15 protein-coding genes are annotated in these 15,449 nt (G+C 58.2%); 8 read left to right on the top strand and 7 right to left on the bottom strand.

From position 1 onward, the window contains the following. Window positions 1-75: 75 nt before the first annotated feature. From A6U87_RS12905 to A6U87_RS12890, 4 genes are all read right to left on the bottom strand, one after another. The gene (locus A6U87_RS12905) at window positions 76-492 is read right to left on the bottom strand and encodes a hypothetical protein (protein WP_065691672.1); all 417 of its coding nucleotides are present in this window, start codon (window positions 490-492) and stop codon (window positions 76-78) included. A 611-nt stretch (window positions 493-1,103) separates the two neighbouring features. Continuing rightward, window positions 1,104-2,168 carry a DNA topoisomerase IB gene (locus tag A6U87_RS12900; RefSeq protein ID WP_065691671.1) on the bottom strand — a complete coding sequence of 355 codons (1,065 nt, stop codon included), beginning with the start codon at window positions 2,166-2,168 and terminating at the stop codon, window positions 1,104-1,106. A 178-nt stretch (window positions 2,169-2,346) separates the two neighbouring features. Next, a complete protein-coding gene (locus A6U87_RS12895; protein WP_065691670.1) occupies window positions 2,347-2,565 on the bottom strand; it encodes a hypothetical protein in 219 nt (72 codons plus the stop codon). Window positions 2,566-2,596: 31 nt separating this feature from the next. Beyond that, window positions 2,597-3,046 (bottom strand): hypothetical protein, encoded by a 450-nt coding sequence (locus A6U87_RS12890; RefSeq protein WP_065691669.1) that lies wholly within the window; start codon window positions 3,044-3,046, stop codon window positions 2,597-2,599. Window positions 3,047-3,406: 360 nt separating this feature from the next. On the opposite strand from A6U87_RS12890, the gene A6U87_RS12885 reads away from it, so the two are divergent. The 3 genes from A6U87_RS12885 (at window position 3,407) to glgX (ending at window position 8,461) form a co-directional block, all read left to right on the top strand. Continuing rightward, window positions 3,407-3,910 carry a ferritin-like domain-containing protein gene (locus tag A6U87_RS12885; RefSeq protein ID WP_065691668.1) on the top strand — a complete coding sequence of 168 codons (504 nt, stop codon included), beginning with the start codon at window positions 3,407-3,409 and terminating at the stop codon, window positions 3,908-3,910. A gap of 76 nt (window positions 3,911-3,986) precedes the next feature. After that, window positions 3,987-6,107: a catalase gene (locus A6U87_RS12880; protein ID WP_065691667.1), complete on the top strand. Its 2,121-nt coding sequence runs from the start codon at window positions 3,987-3,989 to the stop codon at window positions 6,105-6,107. A gap of 281 nt (window positions 6,108-6,388) precedes the next feature. After that, on the top strand, window positions 6,389-8,461 hold the full coding sequence (gene glgX, locus A6U87_RS12875) for a glycogen debranching protein GlgX (RefSeq protein WP_065692190.1): 2,073 nt from the start codon (window positions 6,389-6,391) through the stop codon (window positions 8,459-8,461). A gap of 77 nt (window positions 8,462-8,538) precedes the next feature. Here glgX and A6U87_RS12870 read toward each other — a convergent pair whose 3' ends face one another. Continuing rightward, a complete protein-coding gene (locus tag A6U87_RS12870) occupies window positions 8,539-9,465 on the bottom strand; it encodes a 3'-5' exonuclease (RefSeq protein WP_244499507.1) in 927 nt (308 codons plus the stop codon). Window positions 9,466-9,822: 357 nt separating this feature from the next. Here A6U87_RS12870 and A6U87_RS12865 point away from each other — a divergent pair, with 357 nt between their 5' ends. Further along, window positions 9,823-10,068: a DUF982 domain-containing protein gene (locus A6U87_RS12865; RefSeq protein WP_065691665.1), complete on the top strand. Its 246-nt coding sequence runs from the start codon at window positions 9,823-9,825 to the stop codon at window positions 10,066-10,068. 88 nt (window positions 10,069-10,156) lie between these two features. Here A6U87_RS12865 and A6U87_RS12860 read toward each other — a convergent pair whose 3' ends face one another. Next, complete coding sequence (locus tag A6U87_RS12860) at window positions 10,157-10,990, bottom strand: PHB depolymerase family esterase (protein WP_342587897.1); 834 nt, start codon at window positions 10,988-10,990, stop codon at window positions 10,157-10,159. A 611-nt stretch (window positions 10,991-11,601) separates the two neighbouring features. Between A6U87_RS12860 and A6U87_RS12850 the strand changes: the two genes are divergently transcribed. Both A6U87_RS12850 and A6U87_RS12845 read left to right on the top strand, forming a co-directional pair. Beyond that, window positions 11,602-11,805, top strand: coding sequence for a CsbD family protein (locus A6U87_RS12850; RefSeq protein ID WP_065691662.1), 204 nt, complete (start codon window positions 11,602-11,604; stop codon window positions 11,803-11,805). A gap of 435 nt (window positions 11,806-12,240) precedes the next feature. After that, the gene (locus tag A6U87_RS12845; RefSeq protein WP_065691661.1) at window positions 12,241-12,957 is read left to right on the top strand and encodes a Crp/Fnr family transcriptional regulator; all 717 of its coding nucleotides are present in this window, start codon (window positions 12,241-12,243) and stop codon (window positions 12,955-12,957) included. A 40-nt stretch (window positions 12,958-12,997) separates the two neighbouring features. Here the strand turns inward: A6U87_RS12845 and A6U87_RS12840 are convergent, their stop codons facing one another. Continuing rightward, entirely contained in the window at window positions 12,998-13,711 is a 714-nt protein-coding gene (locus tag A6U87_RS12840) for a Crp/Fnr family transcriptional regulator (protein ID WP_065691660.1), read from the bottom strand. Between the two features lie 331 nt (window positions 13,712-14,042). On the opposite strand from A6U87_RS12840, the gene A6U87_RS12835 reads away from it, so the two are divergent. Further along, window positions 14,043-14,321: a hypothetical protein gene (locus A6U87_RS12835; RefSeq protein ID WP_065691659.1), complete on the top strand. Its 279-nt coding sequence runs from the start codon at window positions 14,043-14,045 to the stop codon at window positions 14,319-14,321. 344 nt (window positions 14,322-14,665) lie between these two features. Further along, window positions 14,666-14,920, top strand: coding sequence for a hypothetical protein (locus A6U87_RS12830; protein ID WP_065691658.1), 255 nt, complete (start codon window positions 14,666-14,668; stop codon window positions 14,918-14,920). Window positions 14,921-15,449 lie beyond the last annotated feature (529 nt).

Raw genomic sequence — 15,449 nt, 5'->3', positions numbered from 1 at the left:
CAGGTGGCGAGAGATCGCATATCCCAGGAAGGCCCGCCGGCCGGAGAGCACCCCGACGGGTGACGCCGCTGGGTCTTATCGATGGCCTCTGCCAGAGCGGGCCAGCATGGCAAGGACGGGCGTTGCCGCAGACACCAGTGCTCCGAAAGGAAGCCGCCTGAGGGCCCGGCTAACGACAAAGGTTGCGCCCATCGCTGCGGCAAGCTTCAGCCACGGATGATGCCCAAGTTGCGCATAGGCGCTTGCGTCCGCGCGCCTGGCCGCCGCGCGCGCAATTCCGGAGGTTCGAGACTGCAAGGTCGCGATCCGGGTCTGTAGAAGAGCGACCTCATCGCGAAGATCATCCAGCGATTGATGATGACCGAAATTCTCGACGGGGTAGTCGAGCGGCACCGGGCTGACAGGCGGAATGACGTTCAGTCCCTGCTGACCCGCGTTTGAAGCTTCGATTTTGTTCGTGAAGCTCTCGGAAGGGAAAGCGTTTTGCGCCATGTTCATTTCCTCTAAAAAATGGGATGATCGACAGCCCGTGCGCTTGGCTCTGATCACTCAACGCTCAAGCAGGCGGGAGGTTCATCCTTCATCCGCCGCATCGAAGGAAATCGGCAAGGCAGGGGGAAGTAGTCGCTGCGCCTGCCAATGCGCCAAATGCCTTGGCTGCTTTGACCGATCTCACATTTTGTACCGAGCCGTGAACAGACTTACCTGCTCAAGCCGGCGCGGGTGCCGATCGCTGGGGGCGACAAGCCCCGGCGTATGGGCATAGTCACTGCATCGACTGGCGGCCGGCGCGCAGTTTCGGATACGAGTATTCGCGTCGGCGTTCCACAGGTATTGCGCAGTCAAGGATGTTTTTTCAGGACGAGAACGTGGCGGGGATAAAACTCGGCTGCTTCACCGCCGCCCCTAGGGAGGAACCACCCGACTCCGGCGGCATTTCACTTGGTGAGTGCGGATGGTGTCAACCGGACGCGACAGGGATGGTGAACATTGCGGTTTTTCCGGTTTCCCGCCGTCGCCGACGCAACGGCAGTCGAGCGCCCAACCTGTCTCGACCTCGCCTCTTCCAGGTAGCCCGGTACAAAGTCTGGAACCGCCAAGCATCATTTGCGCATGCTAAGCCAGCGGAAGACCCGGATCTCCTCTTCGTCCATCCATTGAAGAAGGCGCTCGCTTCTGGTCCGTATGGTGAGAATGTCGCCTAGAGTTCCGGCTCTAAAGTCTTCGAATACCGCCGGGTGGATGTAGGATGACCGGCATACAGACCGGGTATTCACGAGTTTTGCGGCAACGAGGTCTATCGCGGTATTGATCTGCCGGGCAATATCCCGCTCCGAAGAAGCCACTGGTGTCGCGGCCAAGGCCTCGACGGCCAGGCATGTTGCTCCCCACGTCCTGAACGGCCGCGATGTGAACTCCCCACCGGCTATCTCTCGGATATAGGCGTTGACGTCCTGCGACCTGACCTCCCGGCGCGTTCCGTCGTCGCACACGTACTGGAAGAGCAACTGTCCGGGTAGCTCCTGGAGTTTGCGCACGACATTGGCAATCCGCCTGTCGCTATGGATGAGGTTCCATTCCTTGCCGGACTTCCCCTTGAAGCGAAACTTGACGCGGTCGCCTTCAATCTTCACGTGGCGACCTCTCAACGTTGTCAGTCCGTACGAGCCGTTTGCCTGTGCGTAGTGCGTGTTGCCAATGCGGATGTAGAGGTTGTCGAGCATCCACACGACCGTTGCCAGCGCCTTGTCCATTGTCAGACCGCGAGATCGTAAATCGGCATCCACACGCTCGCGGATATCAGGCAGGAGCCGGGCGAAATCGGTCAACCGGTCGAATTTTTCACGGCCTCGTTGCTCGTGCCAATCCGCATGATATCGGTATTGACGCCGACCTCGAGCATCCGTTCCGACAGCCTGTAGATGGGAACAGGGGTTGGACGAGATCACCACATTCTCATAGGCGGGCGGTATCGCCAGCGCGTTGAGGCGGGCGATCTCGCTAGCGTCGCTTATGCGACGACCGTCTTGCCCGTAGTAAAGGAAGCCCCTCCTGCTACGCTTGCGCGTTATTCCTGTCTCGAGCCCGGAGATGTATACGAGACCGGACGTGGTGCCCGCTTCGCCCTTGAAGGATGCCACAGCTTCTATACCGACCACCTGGTTCATGACGCGATAACTCGCGCGTAACGCACTGGTTCCCCGAAGTCTGTTGCTATCGGCAGGCATGCCCAAGGAACGGCTGCACTGGTTGACCGGTTTCGCTGCAAAGACCGACAGCGTAGCGTCACGCGCACATGAAAACCCCACATTGAAAGCCGTTAACACGCAAGCGCGCGCCAACGATTCAGGGGGTGTTGATGGTCGGGAGCAGGGTGACGATTTCGTCCTGGCGTTCCTTGGAAAGGGGTTCAACCATTTCGTCCCAGAACGCCTGAGCTTCGGCTGGCTCGTCATCCCACTTTCTGACGCTGACAAGGTTGTCGTCGATCTTGGCGCGCCGCGTGCCTCCCAATCGCAGATATTCCTCGGCCATCCTGGCCGCTTCAGTCTTGAGCTCGTCCATGAGATCCTCCTGTTGAAAGTCGCACGCGATCCTAGACCTGCACGGGCTTTACGGTGCCAACCGATATGGCGCCCTCGACGACCCCACGCGACAGATCGCGCCGTCCATGCTCGATTTCGATGACCGTGTAGAGCTTGTCGTCCCTGAAGGCGCTGGCGTTGAAGGTGGTGACATCCTCCGCCGGAGCTGCGTCGATCTCCATGAAATCGAGTTCGCGCGCTGCGGCCACAATCCGCGCATCCCCGGCTGTTCGAGCCGCTACAACGACGATGCCGTGGCTGGGCGCGTTGTCCCAGCGTAGATCGGAATCCGATGCAATCGGTTCGAGCCGATATACGTTCAGTCGTTCTTGCGAAGGGCCATTGGCACCACGGACTGCTGCATCGGAAATCTGAGCCTGGCTCTCGACCGAATCTCCGAAGTGCGTTTTGCTGGTGGCGTTGTTGATAGGGCTATCGCCTGCTCGGCTGACATTGGACATGAAAACCTCCTGCTGATGATTAAAAGGAAACCTCCAGGCTGCCCCGTGGTTCCATGCGTTCGATGCGTCTCTCCATTTACGGGCTGACCGAATTCCATGAAGTACCATGCGTGGCGCCGGCAGCACTCCATATGGCGTCGCTGGGATGCGTTACGTGACGGCCAGGTCGCAACCGACGCCGAGGCATAAGATCGTTCACCCGACATCTGGGGGATGAACCTGTTCGGTACGCTCGTGGACCGGAACAATCCGAGGGCGTGGAGGTTTGTTCTGCGTCGCTCTTGGAAAGATCGGCATCACGCGCTTGGGGCCAACGAAGGCCACAACTAACAGATTGACGCACTGCCAGAGGAGGACACCATGGCAACGACAAAAACTCTTAACGACCTGTTTTTCGATACTCTCAAGGACATCTACTACGCTGAAAAGCAGATCCTGAAGGCCCTGCCGAAGATGGCCCGGGCCACCCAATCAGATGAAGGAAAAGCAGGCTTTTTACAACATCGTGACGAGACCCAGGGGCACGTGGAGCGCCTGGAGCAGGTCTTTGAATTGATCGGAAAGCCTGCCCGCGGCAAGACCTGTGAAGCTATCCAGGGCATTATCGCCGAAGGCGAGGAAATCATGGAGGAGTTCAAGGGGTCGCCAGCTCTGGACGCCGGCTTGATCTCCGCCGCCCAGGCCGTGGAGCACTACGAGATCGCACGCTACGGGACGCTGATAGCCTGGGCCAACCAGCTTGGTCTTAACGATGCCGTTCCCCTTCTGAAGGCGACACTCGCCGAGGAGGAAGCGACCGACAAGAAACTCACCCAGCTTGCCGAGGCACAGGCGAACGTCAAGGGCAAGAGCAAGGCAGCCTGAAGCTGCGTATTGCCTGAAAGGCCGCCTAGCGCGGCCTTTCCACCATTGGCAGTTTTAATAACACGGGGAAACAGCGATGACCAAGCGACCCACAAACTCCGCTCAGAAATCAAGCAGCGTCAAGATTCACGATGAACAGCTCCATCGCGGCAACGGAGGCGAGCTCCATCAGTTCGCTGAAGACGGGCACGATGTGCTGACGACGGCCCAGGGTAGCCCGGTCGCGGATGACCAGAACACGCTTCGGGTTGGTGCACGCGGCCCGGCCTTGATCGAAGACTTCCATTTTCGCGAGAAGATTTTCCACTTCGATCATGAGAGGATCCCAGAGCGCGTTGTCCATGCACGCGGCTATGGTGCCCACGGCTTCTTCGAGACGTACGAATCGCTGGCCGCCTACACACGCGCGGACGTCTTCCAGAGGGCGGGTGAGCGGACGCCCGTTTTCGTGAGATTCTCAACGGTGGCCGGCAGCAAGGGATCGTTCGACCTTGCCCGCGACGTGCGTGGTTTTGCGGTCAAGATGTACACCAGGGAAGGCAACTGGGATCTCGTTGGCAACAACATGCCAGTGTTTTTCATCCAGGATGCAATCAAGTTTCCCGACATGGTCCACTCCGTGAAGCCCGAGCCGGACCGGAACTTTCCGCAAGCGCAGTCGGCGCATGACACGTTTTGGGACTTCATCAGCCTGACACCGGAAAGCATGCATATGATCATGTGGGTCATGTCGGACCGGGCGATCCCGCGATCGTTCCGGTTCATGGAAGGGTTCGGCGTTCATACCTTCCGTTTCGTCAATGCCCGGGACGAGTCGACATTTGTGAAATTCCATTGGAAGCCGAAGCTTGGCCTCCAGTCGGTGGTCTGGAACGAGGCCGTCAAGATTAACGGTGCTGATCCAGATTTCCATCGCCGGGACCTTTGGCAGTCCATTCAGTCGGGAAACTTTCCCGAGTGGGAACTCGCCGTTCAACTTTTCGACCAGCGTTTCGCTGACAAATTCGACTTCGACGTTCTCGACCCGACAAAAATCATTCCGGAAGAAATTCTCCCCCCGCAGCCAATCGGCCGCCTGGTGCTCGATCGCATGCCAGACAACTTTTTCGCGGAGACGGAGCAGGTCGCGTTCATGACGCAGAACGTACCGCCTGGGATCGATTTCAGTAACGATCCACTGCTCCAGGGCCGTAACTTCTCCTATCTCGACACGCAGCTGAAGCGGCTGGGTGGTCCCAACTTCACGCATCTGCCGATCAACGCTCCGAAGTGCCCCTTCCATCATTTCCAACAGGACGGGCACATGGCGATGCGCAACCCGGTTGGACGCGTCAATTATCAGCCGAACTCGTTTGGTGCTGGCCCGCGCGAGTCCTCCGTTCAAGGCTACCGCCACTTTCCCGCCCAGGAAGAAGGCACCAAGGTGCGTCTTCGCGCGGAAAGCTTCGCCGATCACTACAGCCAGGCAAGACAGTTCTATACCAGCCAGACCCCGCACGAACAGCATCATATCGCGGCGGCGTTGACCTTCGAGCTCAGCAAGGTCGAAACGTCGGCTATCCGAGAGAGGATGGTCTCTCACCTCTTGAACATCGACGAGACGCTGGCGGCAGCTGTCGCTCGCAAACTTGGGCTACGGTCGATGCCGAAACCTGCACCGGCTGCGATGCCAACCCGGCAGGACCTTGCCCCCTCCCCGGCGCTCAGTATTATCGAACGGGGTCCAGGGCGTTTCGAAGGAAGGAAGCTGGGCATTCTTGTCACTGACGGCGCAGACGGCGAGCTGCTTGACGGGCTCGTGGATGCCGTCACAAAGGAAAAAGGGACCTGCGAACTTATTGCGCCGAGGGTTGGCGGCGTGACCCTTTCTGACGGACGCTTTATCAACGCCACGCACATGATCGATGGCGGTCCCTCTGTCCTTTTCGATGCCGTGGTTGTTCTTTCGGCCGCAGACGCGATTGACGACCTCGCCAAGGAGGCTGCTGCGCGAGACTTCGTCTCCGACGCCTACCAGCACTGCAAGTTCATCGGCTACGACAGCACCGCGACACGACTGCTTGAGAAGGCCGGGATTGCCGCGGCATCAGATGAGGGCATGGTCGAACTTTCCGGAGACGACGGCCCTTCATTCTTCGTTTCAAGGCTCGGAAAGCTACGGGTTTGGGAACGCGAGCCGGAGGTCAAGCCAGGCTAGGCTTCGCTTGGTCGGTTGATCGATCGATCGCTGAACAACCTAACGATTGTGATGCTGCCTGCAGTAAGGCCGCATCCACTTGCTTGAACATCCCCGCGCCTGGCTTACGCCTACCAGTTCGCGATGTGAAATTCGCACTGGCGTGAACTATCCAGTCGCGGAACAATCTGCAGACACACGGGTTTACGGTGGCCGTGGCAGGCACGGGCAAGTGCCGCTTGCTCAGAGGCGGCAACGATTGAAGCGTTTCCATCCAGGGCAAATCATTGGCGGTGCGGATCATGCCAACTAAAACCACCCGGGTTCTACCCGGAGACTATTCTCGCCTCGGTGCGACACCCGACAAGGACGGGGTGAACTTCGCGATCTTCAGTGCTCATGCCGAGCGGGTCGACCTTTGTCTTTTTAATGATGATGGAACCGAGGAAATCGATCGCGTCGAGCTTGCGGAATATACCAACGAGGTGTGGCACGGCTATATTCCCGGCCTCAAGGCGGGGGCGCTCTATGGCTACCGGGTGCATGGGCCGTATGATCCGGAGAGAGGCCATCGTTTCAATCCCAACAAGCTCCTCGTCGATCCTTATGCCAGGGAACTCGTCGGCGATATTGCTTGGGGCCAGGCTCAGTTCGCATATATTATCGATGGCGCCGAGAAAGATCTGTCCTTCGACACGACAGACAGCGCTTCCTTCGTGCCGAAATGTCGGGTCATCGATCCCGCCGACCATGCCCGGACTTGTGACTTGCGGCCGGACATTCCCTGGTCAAGGACGGTCTTCTACGAAACCCACGTGAAGGGTTTTACCCAACTTCATCCAGCGTTGCCCGAGAACCTTCGAGGCACCTTTGAAGGCCTTGGGTCCAAACAGATCGTGGACTACGTCAAAAGTCTCGGCATAACGTCGATCGAGCTTCTGCCGGTTCATTGGTTTGCCGACGACGCACACTTGCTTGACAGGGGCCTCAAGAACTTCTGGGGATACAACACCCTGGCTTTCTTCGCTCCTGCGTCTCGTTACTACGGTCCTCATGGCATCGCAGGCTTTCGCGACATGGTTCGTGCTTTTCATGATGGTGGCATCGAAGTCATTTTGGACGTTGTCTATAATCACACGGCCGAAGGCAACGAGCTTGGCCCCACCCTTTCCTTCAAGGGGATCGACAACTTTTCTTACTACCGCACCGTGCCTGACCAGGCCCGCTACTACATCAACGATACCGGAACCGGCAACACGGTGAACACGTCTCATCCCCGCGTTTTGCAGATGGTGATGGATTCACTGCGCTACTGGGCTGACGAGATGCATGTCGATGGCTTTCGCTTCGACCTCGGAACCATTCTTGGCCGCGAGCCGGAGGGATTTGACCAGCGTGGGGGCTTTTTCGACGCAGTCGGGCAGGATCCGGTCCTGTCGCGCCTGAAGCTTGTCGGGGAGCCGTGGGACATCGGCCCAGGCGGCTATCAGGTCGGCGGCTTCCCGCCGGGCTGGTCGGAGTGGAACGACAAATACCGCGATACGGTGCGCGACTATTGGAGAAGCAAAGACGGGACCACCAGGGATTTCGCCGCTCGCGTTCTGGGTTCGGGTGACGTCTACGATCTGCGCGGACGTCGGCCATGGGCCAGCGTGAACTTCCTCACAGCACATGACGGTTTTACGCTCAACGACCTGGTATCCTATAACGAGAGACATAATGAGGCGAACGGGGAAGACAACAGGGACGGCCACAGCGACAACCGCAGTTTCAACTACGGCGTGGAAGGCCCAACCGACGACGCGGACATAAGCGCCGTCCGCGACCGGCAGAAGCGAAATTTCCTCGCGACACTGTTCCTTTCTCATGGCGTGCCGATGCTGTTGGCCGGCGACGAATTCGGTCGCAGCCAGATGGGAAACAACAACGGCTATTGCCAGGACAGCGAACTGAGCTGGGTGCACTGGCACGACCTGCCGGACAGTGCTGGAGATCTTCGGGAATTCACGCGGCGCCTGATTGCCCTGCGTCGTGATCACTCGATTTTCCGGCGCGACAGCTGGCGGGATGGAATGGTCGTTACGTGGTACAATCCGTCCGGCGGGGAGCAGACCGAAGAGCAATGGGCAGACGCCAGCAGCAACGCCATCGGCCTTCGTGTCTCCCGCGATCACGACGACGAGGAAGGCTGGGACGATATCCTGATCCTGTTCAATCCACATCATGAGCCTGTGCCCTTTAGAGTACCGGAGACAGAGGGGGCCTGGGTGGAGGTCCTGACCACGGCGGATTCAGCCCCAGGTGATCCGGTGGGTGATCCGTATGTCCTTCCTGGACGCAGCCTCGTCCTCTTTAGAACAGCGTCCCACCGCTAAGGCAGGCGTGACACGACGCTTCACGTCTGGTGCCGGGGTTTGAGCGCCGGAGACACGGGGTTGGGATGACGTTGGCACTATGCACGGTAGCGGTCGAAGGCCGTTAGAAACTGCGTCGGCGGATCGGCCTCCGGATGCTGGTAGATTTCGGCGCGAAGGTAGTGCAACTCGTCTTCAAGATCGGTTTCCTCGACCTCGATCCACCAGGACTTGGGCCGACCGTCACTGCCGTCGGACCAGCGGTATCCGCGTGCCTTCAGGTGATCCTTCATGTCGAAGGGACTATGCTCTGCGAAGACGCGAACCCTTGAGCGCTGGCTGGCCGCATAGAGCTCAGAAAATGGAGTTGGAGACCCGCAAGAAGGGCTTTGGTCAAGGATTTCCAGCAAGGCAAAACAATCCTCGACGGCGCGATGGCCTTCGTGAAAGAAGCCCGCTTGACCGATCAGATAACCGAGCTTCGTTCCCTCGAATCCGCGTGAGGCCCAGTCTATCTCCGCGTTGGAGCAGGCCCACGCCTTTCCTGAGAACAATGGCGAAAACATCTCGCAGAATGGGCGATCGAAGCCGGCGTTGTGGGCAATGACCAGGTCCGCCGGTTCTATAAGTGGACGAAGTGCTCGCGTATCGATGACCTGGCCCGCCACCATCTCATCCGTAATCCCGGTCAGTCTGGTAATTTCGGCGGGAATGGGACTGCTTGGTTGCTGCAGTCCACCGTAAACACCGACCACATCGCCAATGAAACCCCTTTCATCGAAACTGAAGGCTATGACACCGATCTCGATGATTTCATCTTTCCGATGATTGAGCCCGGTGGTCTCGGTGTCGACTATGACACCCCGTAGCGGAAACTCGCTGCGAATTGTTTGCGCGATCGCGCGCGCCTCGAGCCTCCTCAATATCCGGTAGCGTCCCGTTGCCGTCAGCCGTTCAGCCATTTCGGCCTCGTCAATCGCTCCCGCGGGCGACGTCCCCGGTCGCGGTCCGGAGACTGTCTTCATTACGGCAGACGCGGGCTCGGCCGAAAACATATCGAATTGCAGAGGCATGCCGGAAATTTTTCCTGTCGCGAAGTCTGCGAAGACCTAGCACAGGCGCCCGCGCTGGTCACCCGGTCCTCCAGCATTCAAGCCAACCTGCGGCAAGTGATGAAGCAGCGGTCGTGACGCTAAGCACGCCTTGGCCGGGAGCAAACCCGAATCGCAGGACACGCATCGCGACAGCGTTGTGATCAGTCGGGGAGCGCGCCCTGTGGTTGAGGTTAAAAAGTCTTACCGCACGGACTGGGCGAAAAAAACCGGAACGATTGAGAGCCGAGGCTGTTCCTCCGGTGGAAGTCAGTTGAATTGGGGAATGGCATGGAAAGCAATGGCTGGGTTACAGTGACGCTCCAGCGACACGGTAAACTGCACACGATCAACTCTGTGGGAGACGCGCTTGACATGCTTATCTCAAGGTGGCCGGTTTCTGACGGGGTCGCCTATATCGGGGCAATGGAAGCGTGTGTCGGGACGGAGGAAGGCGGCGTGTCGTCGTCGCAAGCTCGCGCGGCGTTTCTTCTGGCCGCGGTAGAGGCGGGCATCTATTTCGAGGCTCGGGTTTGACAAGAAAGACGCTCAGGCACCGCGATGGCCAAAGCGATGGGGACGGATATTTCAGGCGAGCGAGCCCTCCGCATTGCAAGCCAGCTCTCTAGAGGCGTGTCAGGCCCCACAACCGCATGAGTTCGACCGGGGCGGAAATGCCGGCTGACCGTACGAAAGGATCTCGGAAGCGCCGGGAGGCGCCATTGCTGCGCGTCTTGATCGGAAGCGCGTGGCCCATGCCGCTAATCAAATAAAGGGAGACCTTCCGCTTCTTTGCAACCTCCCAGATGTGAAGTTCACCCCAGGCCTTCCTTTCAACCCGCCCAAGGCTTCGATCCATACCCGCTGCTTCCAGCCATTGGGCGACGTTCGCTTCGGCGTTGCGCGGATTGACAACCTTGTCACCAGTTCCTTGCCAAATGCTCATGGGCGGCCACGACGAACCTTGGTCGGACAGATCTTCTACAAGGCTTCCCCAGCCGGCCACAGGGACTGGTGCTCCGGATTTCATTGCCCGGAGGGCGGACATTGCATCGCGGACTGAGCCGAACGGCATGCCCGCCACAATTGCCGCGCCTGCAAACAATGCCGGATAGTGGGCGACAAGCGCCGCGGTCATGGCGCCCCCAGCGGAAAGCCCAACAATGAATACACGTCGTCGATCGACCCCGTAGCGGCTACATGCTTGCTCGATCATCTGCCTGATGGACAGAACTTCCCCGCGGTCTCGGGCGACAGCGCTCGGCCGAAACCAGTTGAAGCAGCCGTTCGGATTGTTGCTGCCTGTCTGTTGGGGATACAGGAGAACGAAGCCCCGTTCGGTCGCATAGCGAGAGAACCCGCTGGCAGCGTCCAGGCTTTCGGGTGTCTGATTGCAGCCGTGAGGCACGACGACAAGCGGCGGCTTTTTCCGCAACTTTGTGGGCGCGAACAGCTTCATCACGAGCCCTGCGGGATTGCTTTCGCACATTGCAATAGTCTGAAGTGTGGTCCTCCGCGAAGGGGGCGATTTGTGACCCGATGGTCCTAGCATTGCGTTGACCAGTTTGCTGATGCTGCGATGGACCCTGAATGACTTCCGAAGCGATTTATGAATAGCGGGCCTCATTGTGTGACGGCCTCCACTTTTGGCTGTAGTGCTGGTTCTGACCACGCGGTCGGAAAACCGCTTCTCACTCGATAGCAGCAGCTAAGGGAATGTGGCGTCCTCGTGCACGAGGGTGCATCGTCTGTCAGCATCTTTTCGACTTCCTGCGAAGTTTCGTGAATGTGGGTCTATCATTCGTTCGTGACATCAACCCCCGGACGCCGTCGCCTTGCCAGGCCGGGCTCATGCGCACTGAAATCCGAGCCGCTAATGATAAAGACCTGTGCGCTCCAATCTGTACCCAACGAGAACGCAATCCAGGCGGCACGCCTTCCTGGCGCTGATTTTCGCAAACACCTGGCTGCCTCGCGCATTCAGCCAGACCGCAATCCCAAAAGACCAACTTTCGTGGAACACTTCGCGGAATTTGCCGTTCTCTTTGAGGATAGCAAGGAGAAAGAGTGATGGACTGGAATCGAGTTGAAGGTAACTGGAAGCAGGTTAAAGGGAAGGTCAAGGAACAGTGGGGGAAGCTCACGGACGATGATCTCGACGTGATCGCCGGTAAGAGATATCAGTTGGAGGGCAAGATCCAGGAGCGCTACGGCTACGAAAAGGATCAAACCAGAAAAGACATCGACGATTGGTATGGACGTCAGACCTGGTAAACCTTGCTGCAACCGCAGCGACCGCGACGCCCTGGAGGTTGCTCCAGGGCAACTCGGGGATTGTGAGTACCGCCGGCTGGCTTCTCCAATCAATTGGAGCCGTGGTCGGCAGGCCATGTACCACTTCGGGCGCAATCCAATCGCCGGCGGGGATAGGATGACACGGCGTTTCGGCGGGACTTCAAGACCCTTTCCTAAAGAAATGACCGCTTTCACACCTCCGGCCGATTGGCCGAAAAATTCCAGCAATCTTTGCGTTGGAGGAGCTGGCAGCTCGAACCCGCCTCGATCGGGGCAGGCACGCTGAAGGAACGCCGAAGGGATCCTGTGCGGCTGATCCGCCTCTTCGGCAGGGCCTTCGGATGTCATGTGGGTCTCGCTCAGATTCACTGTAGGCCTGGTGCCGGCCACCCGTATGAGTAGAGGAAATTTTCAATGGCTTTACCGCGAAGGTCGGAGATGACCAACAAACTTTTGCAGATCCTTCCCGAAGCGGATTACGCGGGGATCTCAACCGACCTTGAATACATTGAACTTGCAAGAGGTACGGTCCTTGCAACTGCGGGACGCCCGATCGACCATATCTACTTCCTGACGTCGGGTATCGGGTCGATCATTGCAACGACGCCTGAGGGGAACCGGGCCGAGGCAGGGATTTTTGGCTATGACGGTTACGTTCCAACGTCCGCGGTCGCTCGCGCGGATGACAGCCCGCATGATGTGGTCGTCCAACTAAAATCGGAGGCCTATCGTATGACTTACGCCCAGTTTCGGCGCCTGATGGACGACAACCGCAATTTCGTCAGGGTGATGATCCGCTCGATCGAAGCCTTCTCCGTCCAATTGACCTACACGGCGATTTCAAATGCGATACATGACGTTACCGAGCGGCTGGCGCGTTGGTTGCTCATGTGTCACGACCGTGTGGAAGGCAACGAGATTGGCCTTACCCACGAGTTCATCTCCTTGATGCTGGCGGTCCGACGCCCCAGCGTGACGACGTCATTGCATGTTCTTGAGGGCAACGGGTTCATCAGGTCCGAACGAGGAAATATAATCGTTCGCAATAGAGCGGCGATGGAAGATTTTGCGCATGACGCTTACGGCAAGCCGGAAGCGGAGTATCGCCGACTGATGAAGGATCTATTCTGAGCATTGGCATGCTTTCTAGACTGCATACGAGTGGATCGGCTTAGATGTCGCCAATAAGCCTTCGATATTCCTCCTCCGGCTTGCCGTACGCATCGCCGGCAAATTCTTCCATCCCCCGTCGGTCCCGGATGGTAATTCGGCCGCGCTCCGAGAGGATGAATTTCCTGCCTTCCAGAACGTGAAGCGCCGTCGTCACGCTTGGCCGCCGGACCCCGAGCATCAGCGAGATAAAATCATGTGTCAGCGCGATCTCGTCGCCATCGACACGATCATGCGACATGAGCAGCCAGCGCGCCAGCCTCGTATCGATCTGACAGTTGACATTGGACAGCGCCGTATAGGAGATCTGCGAAGCGAACGTTTGGATGAACCGTGCTAACAGGTTGGCAAATGTGGGGTTCCGCGACAGCGCGGTCAAATTAGCGTCCAGGCTCATCCGGTAACCCCACCCCGCGACCTGCATGAGAACTTCATGAACACTGATCGTGCCGCCCACACCCGCAGACGTCGGCGAAAATCCTTCGCGGCCAAACATGCCGGCCTCGGGCTGGTGCCGACCCGACGACACCGTAATCACCGAGCCAATTCCCGAACAGAGAAAATAGACATGGTCTATCGGCTTGTTGGCCTCTACGACGACAAATCCCTGTCTGAGGTCGATCGGTTCAAGCATGGATGCGATGCTGCGGAATTCCTGATCAGGCAGGCGGGCCAGAAGCCGATTTTGCATTGTCGATTGATCGGGAAGGGCCATCGAAACTCAAGGGTACGCTTTACGTGAGGAAGCGAGTCGTTGCCGTCCCACTGAAGAATGTCGGCTATATAACATCCTGTTGTTGTGCGTGTTCTTGGGTACGGTGGCGGACCGTTTTCGTACGCGTGAGCTTTCGAAGGGAAACTTGGGGGCACAGACAGGCAATTTGGAACAACGCTTCGCAGCGATGCGTGAGGGCGCAGGGAACAACTATTGCCTCACGCCAGTTTAGATAAGTCGGTCCGATTCGAATGTATCAAGCGATGCTTCTTCGGGCCGGGATTCATGACAATCGCCTCCCGCAAGAGCGGTGTTTCGCAAAGGTGGCACGATGCAGGGATCACAGAACCGGGACGGCTGGATGTCTTTGGAAGACGACGACTTGCAGACCCGCAACCCGCCGTCACGCGCACGATTTGAAGAGGCTGGCTTGGAGTCCGCACTCTCCTATTCCCAGGAGGAGCTCGCGCGACTGCGCGTTGAAGTCGACGAGATCGCGCATATCCTGGAAATGGGAAGGGCCATCGAGCAAAAACCGTCTGCCGGGCCACGCCTGGTCTCTGGTGGCATCCTCCTTGCCTTGATTTTATTGGTGTATTCGACCCGTTGAGGGTGTGAGACACCGCGCCTTTTTCATACAGGTGTCTTCATGCCGGATGACTGCTGCAATCCCGAAGTTTTCGCACCGGTTTGCAACCCCTGTCTTGGTCACCCTCTTCTGTCCCCGAGAGCGCTCGCCGACGTCATCGCAAGATGTGGCTGGTTCACGACGCTGTCGCAGTGGGCTTCGTGGAAGGGCCACCTCCGTCGCGTACCGCCATTGATCGGTACGATGGCAGACCAAATCGCAGGGTGCCCAATAGTTAGTGTACAATTAGTATCGGGCCGGATTTCATCTGCAGGACTGCTTTGAGAGATCATTTGGGCTCCTGCCGTAAAAGCGGAGGGCTAGTCATGTTTCAATATTTGACGACGCTGGAGGAAGGCGACTTGGCCGCTATCCTCGATGCTGTGCAAGCTTGGTGCCGGGCTCATCAGGTAGACGTGGAAACTTCGGAGGGTCACAGTGTCCTGGCGGCGGCGATAGACCAGGTGCAAGCAACCGGAAGCTCGACTGACCTGCGTTCGACGCTCTTCGATGTTCTGGATGCCAGGGCCAGGTCGATCGAGGAAGCATCAGATCACATAAGCTCTCAGGACCAGCAGTGAGGGCGGCGATAGCGGTAGCGCAACCTTCAGGTCGAGAACATGCGTTCGTGGAGCAGACAGTGCGCATTATCAAGATGGTCTGTCGCCTCTTCGTCACGCAATTGTAAACGCCATTCAGCAGATGGCCAATCCTTCTATCGCTTTAACAGCAGCGTGATCGGTAGATGCTTCGCCCTGCCTGCCTGTGTCGGCAAACACGCAAAATAGCGTTTCGCTCGGGGCCTTCCGCAACGAGCTCTATTCCCAGCGCCTCCAGACTTGGCTTTGCTTTGGCCAGGATGTTTCGATCTTAAAATTCGCTCGCCTGTTCGACTGGAACGAGGAAAAACGAGCGGTACGCTGGGGCAGTTTCAAAGAACGCATCGGATGGGGCCGATCGAAGAGCACCGCCCATGGAGCGACACAAGTTCCGGTCCCGTATCGTTGAGAGATCGAAAGGGCTGCGATGGGAGATCTCTCCATGCTGACAAGCTCCCGCTCACTTGAACGGCTTCGGCAGCGCCGGGAACTTTGTGTGCGAGAGGTCGTT

This window comes from Rhizobium sp. AC44/96 (genome assembly GCF_001692185.1).
GTDB lineage: Bacteria > Pseudomonadota > Alphaproteobacteria > Rhizobiales > Rhizobiaceae > Rhizobium.
This window is presented reverse-complemented; position numbering and strand designations above follow the sequence as displayed.

What these genes read in the sequence shown, in the direction of transcription:
- A6U87_RS12905 (WP_065691672.1), bottom strand. Translation starts at nt 492, where the DNA reads ATGGCGCAAAACGCTTTCCCTTCCGAGAGCTTCACGAACAAAATCGAA.
- A6U87_RS12900 (WP_065691671.1), bottom strand. Translation starts at nt 2,168, where the DNA reads ATGAACCAGGTGGTCGGTATAGAAGCTGTGGCATCCTTCAAGGGCGAA.
- A6U87_RS12895 (WP_065691670.1), bottom strand. Translation starts at nt 2,565, where the DNA reads ATGGACGAGCTCAAGACTGAAGCGGCCAGGATGGCCGAGGAATATCTG.
- A6U87_RS12890 (WP_065691669.1), bottom strand. Translation starts at nt 3,046, where the DNA reads ATGTCCAATGTCAGCCGAGCAGGCGATAGCCCTATCAACAACGCCACC.
- A6U87_RS12885 (WP_065691668.1), top strand. Translation starts at nt 3,407, where the DNA reads ATGGCAACGACAAAAACTCTTAACGACCTGTTTTTCGATACTCTCAAG.
- A6U87_RS12880 (WP_065691667.1), top strand. Translation starts at nt 3,987, where the DNA reads ATGACCAAGCGACCCACAAACTCCGCTCAGAAATCAAGCAGCGTCAAG.
- glgX (WP_065692190.1), top strand. Translation starts at nt 6,389, where the DNA reads ATGCCAACTAAAACCACCCGGGTTCTACCCGGAGACTATTCTCGCCTC.
- A6U87_RS12870 (WP_244499507.1), bottom strand. Translation starts at nt 9,465, where the DNA reads ATGAAGACAGTCTCCGGACCGCGACCGGGGACGTCGCCCGCGGGAGCG.
- A6U87_RS12865 (WP_065691665.1), top strand. Translation starts at nt 9,823, where the DNA reads ATGGAAAGCAATGGCTGGGTTACAGTGACGCTCCAGCGACACGGTAAA.
- A6U87_RS12860 (WP_342587897.1), bottom strand. Translation starts at nt 10,990, where the DNA reads ATGAAGCTGTTCGCGCCCACAAAGTTGCGGAAAAAGCCGCCGCTTGTC.
- A6U87_RS12850 (WP_065691662.1), top strand. Translation starts at nt 11,602, where the DNA reads ATGGACTGGAATCGAGTTGAAGGTAACTGGAAGCAGGTTAAAGGGAAG.
- A6U87_RS12845 (WP_065691661.1), top strand. Translation starts at nt 12,241, where the DNA reads ATGGCTTTACCGCGAAGGTCGGAGATGACCAACAAACTTTTGCAGATC.
- A6U87_RS12840 (WP_065691660.1), bottom strand. Translation starts at nt 13,711, where the DNA reads ATGGCCCTTCCCGATCAATCGACAATGCAAAATCGGCTTCTGGCCCGC.
- A6U87_RS12835 (WP_065691659.1), top strand. Translation starts at nt 14,043, where the DNA reads ATGCAGGGATCACAGAACCGGGACGGCTGGATGTCTTTGGAAGACGAC.
- A6U87_RS12830 (WP_065691658.1), top strand. Translation starts at nt 14,666, where the DNA reads ATGTTTCAATATTTGACGACGCTGGAGGAAGGCGACTTGGCCGCTATC.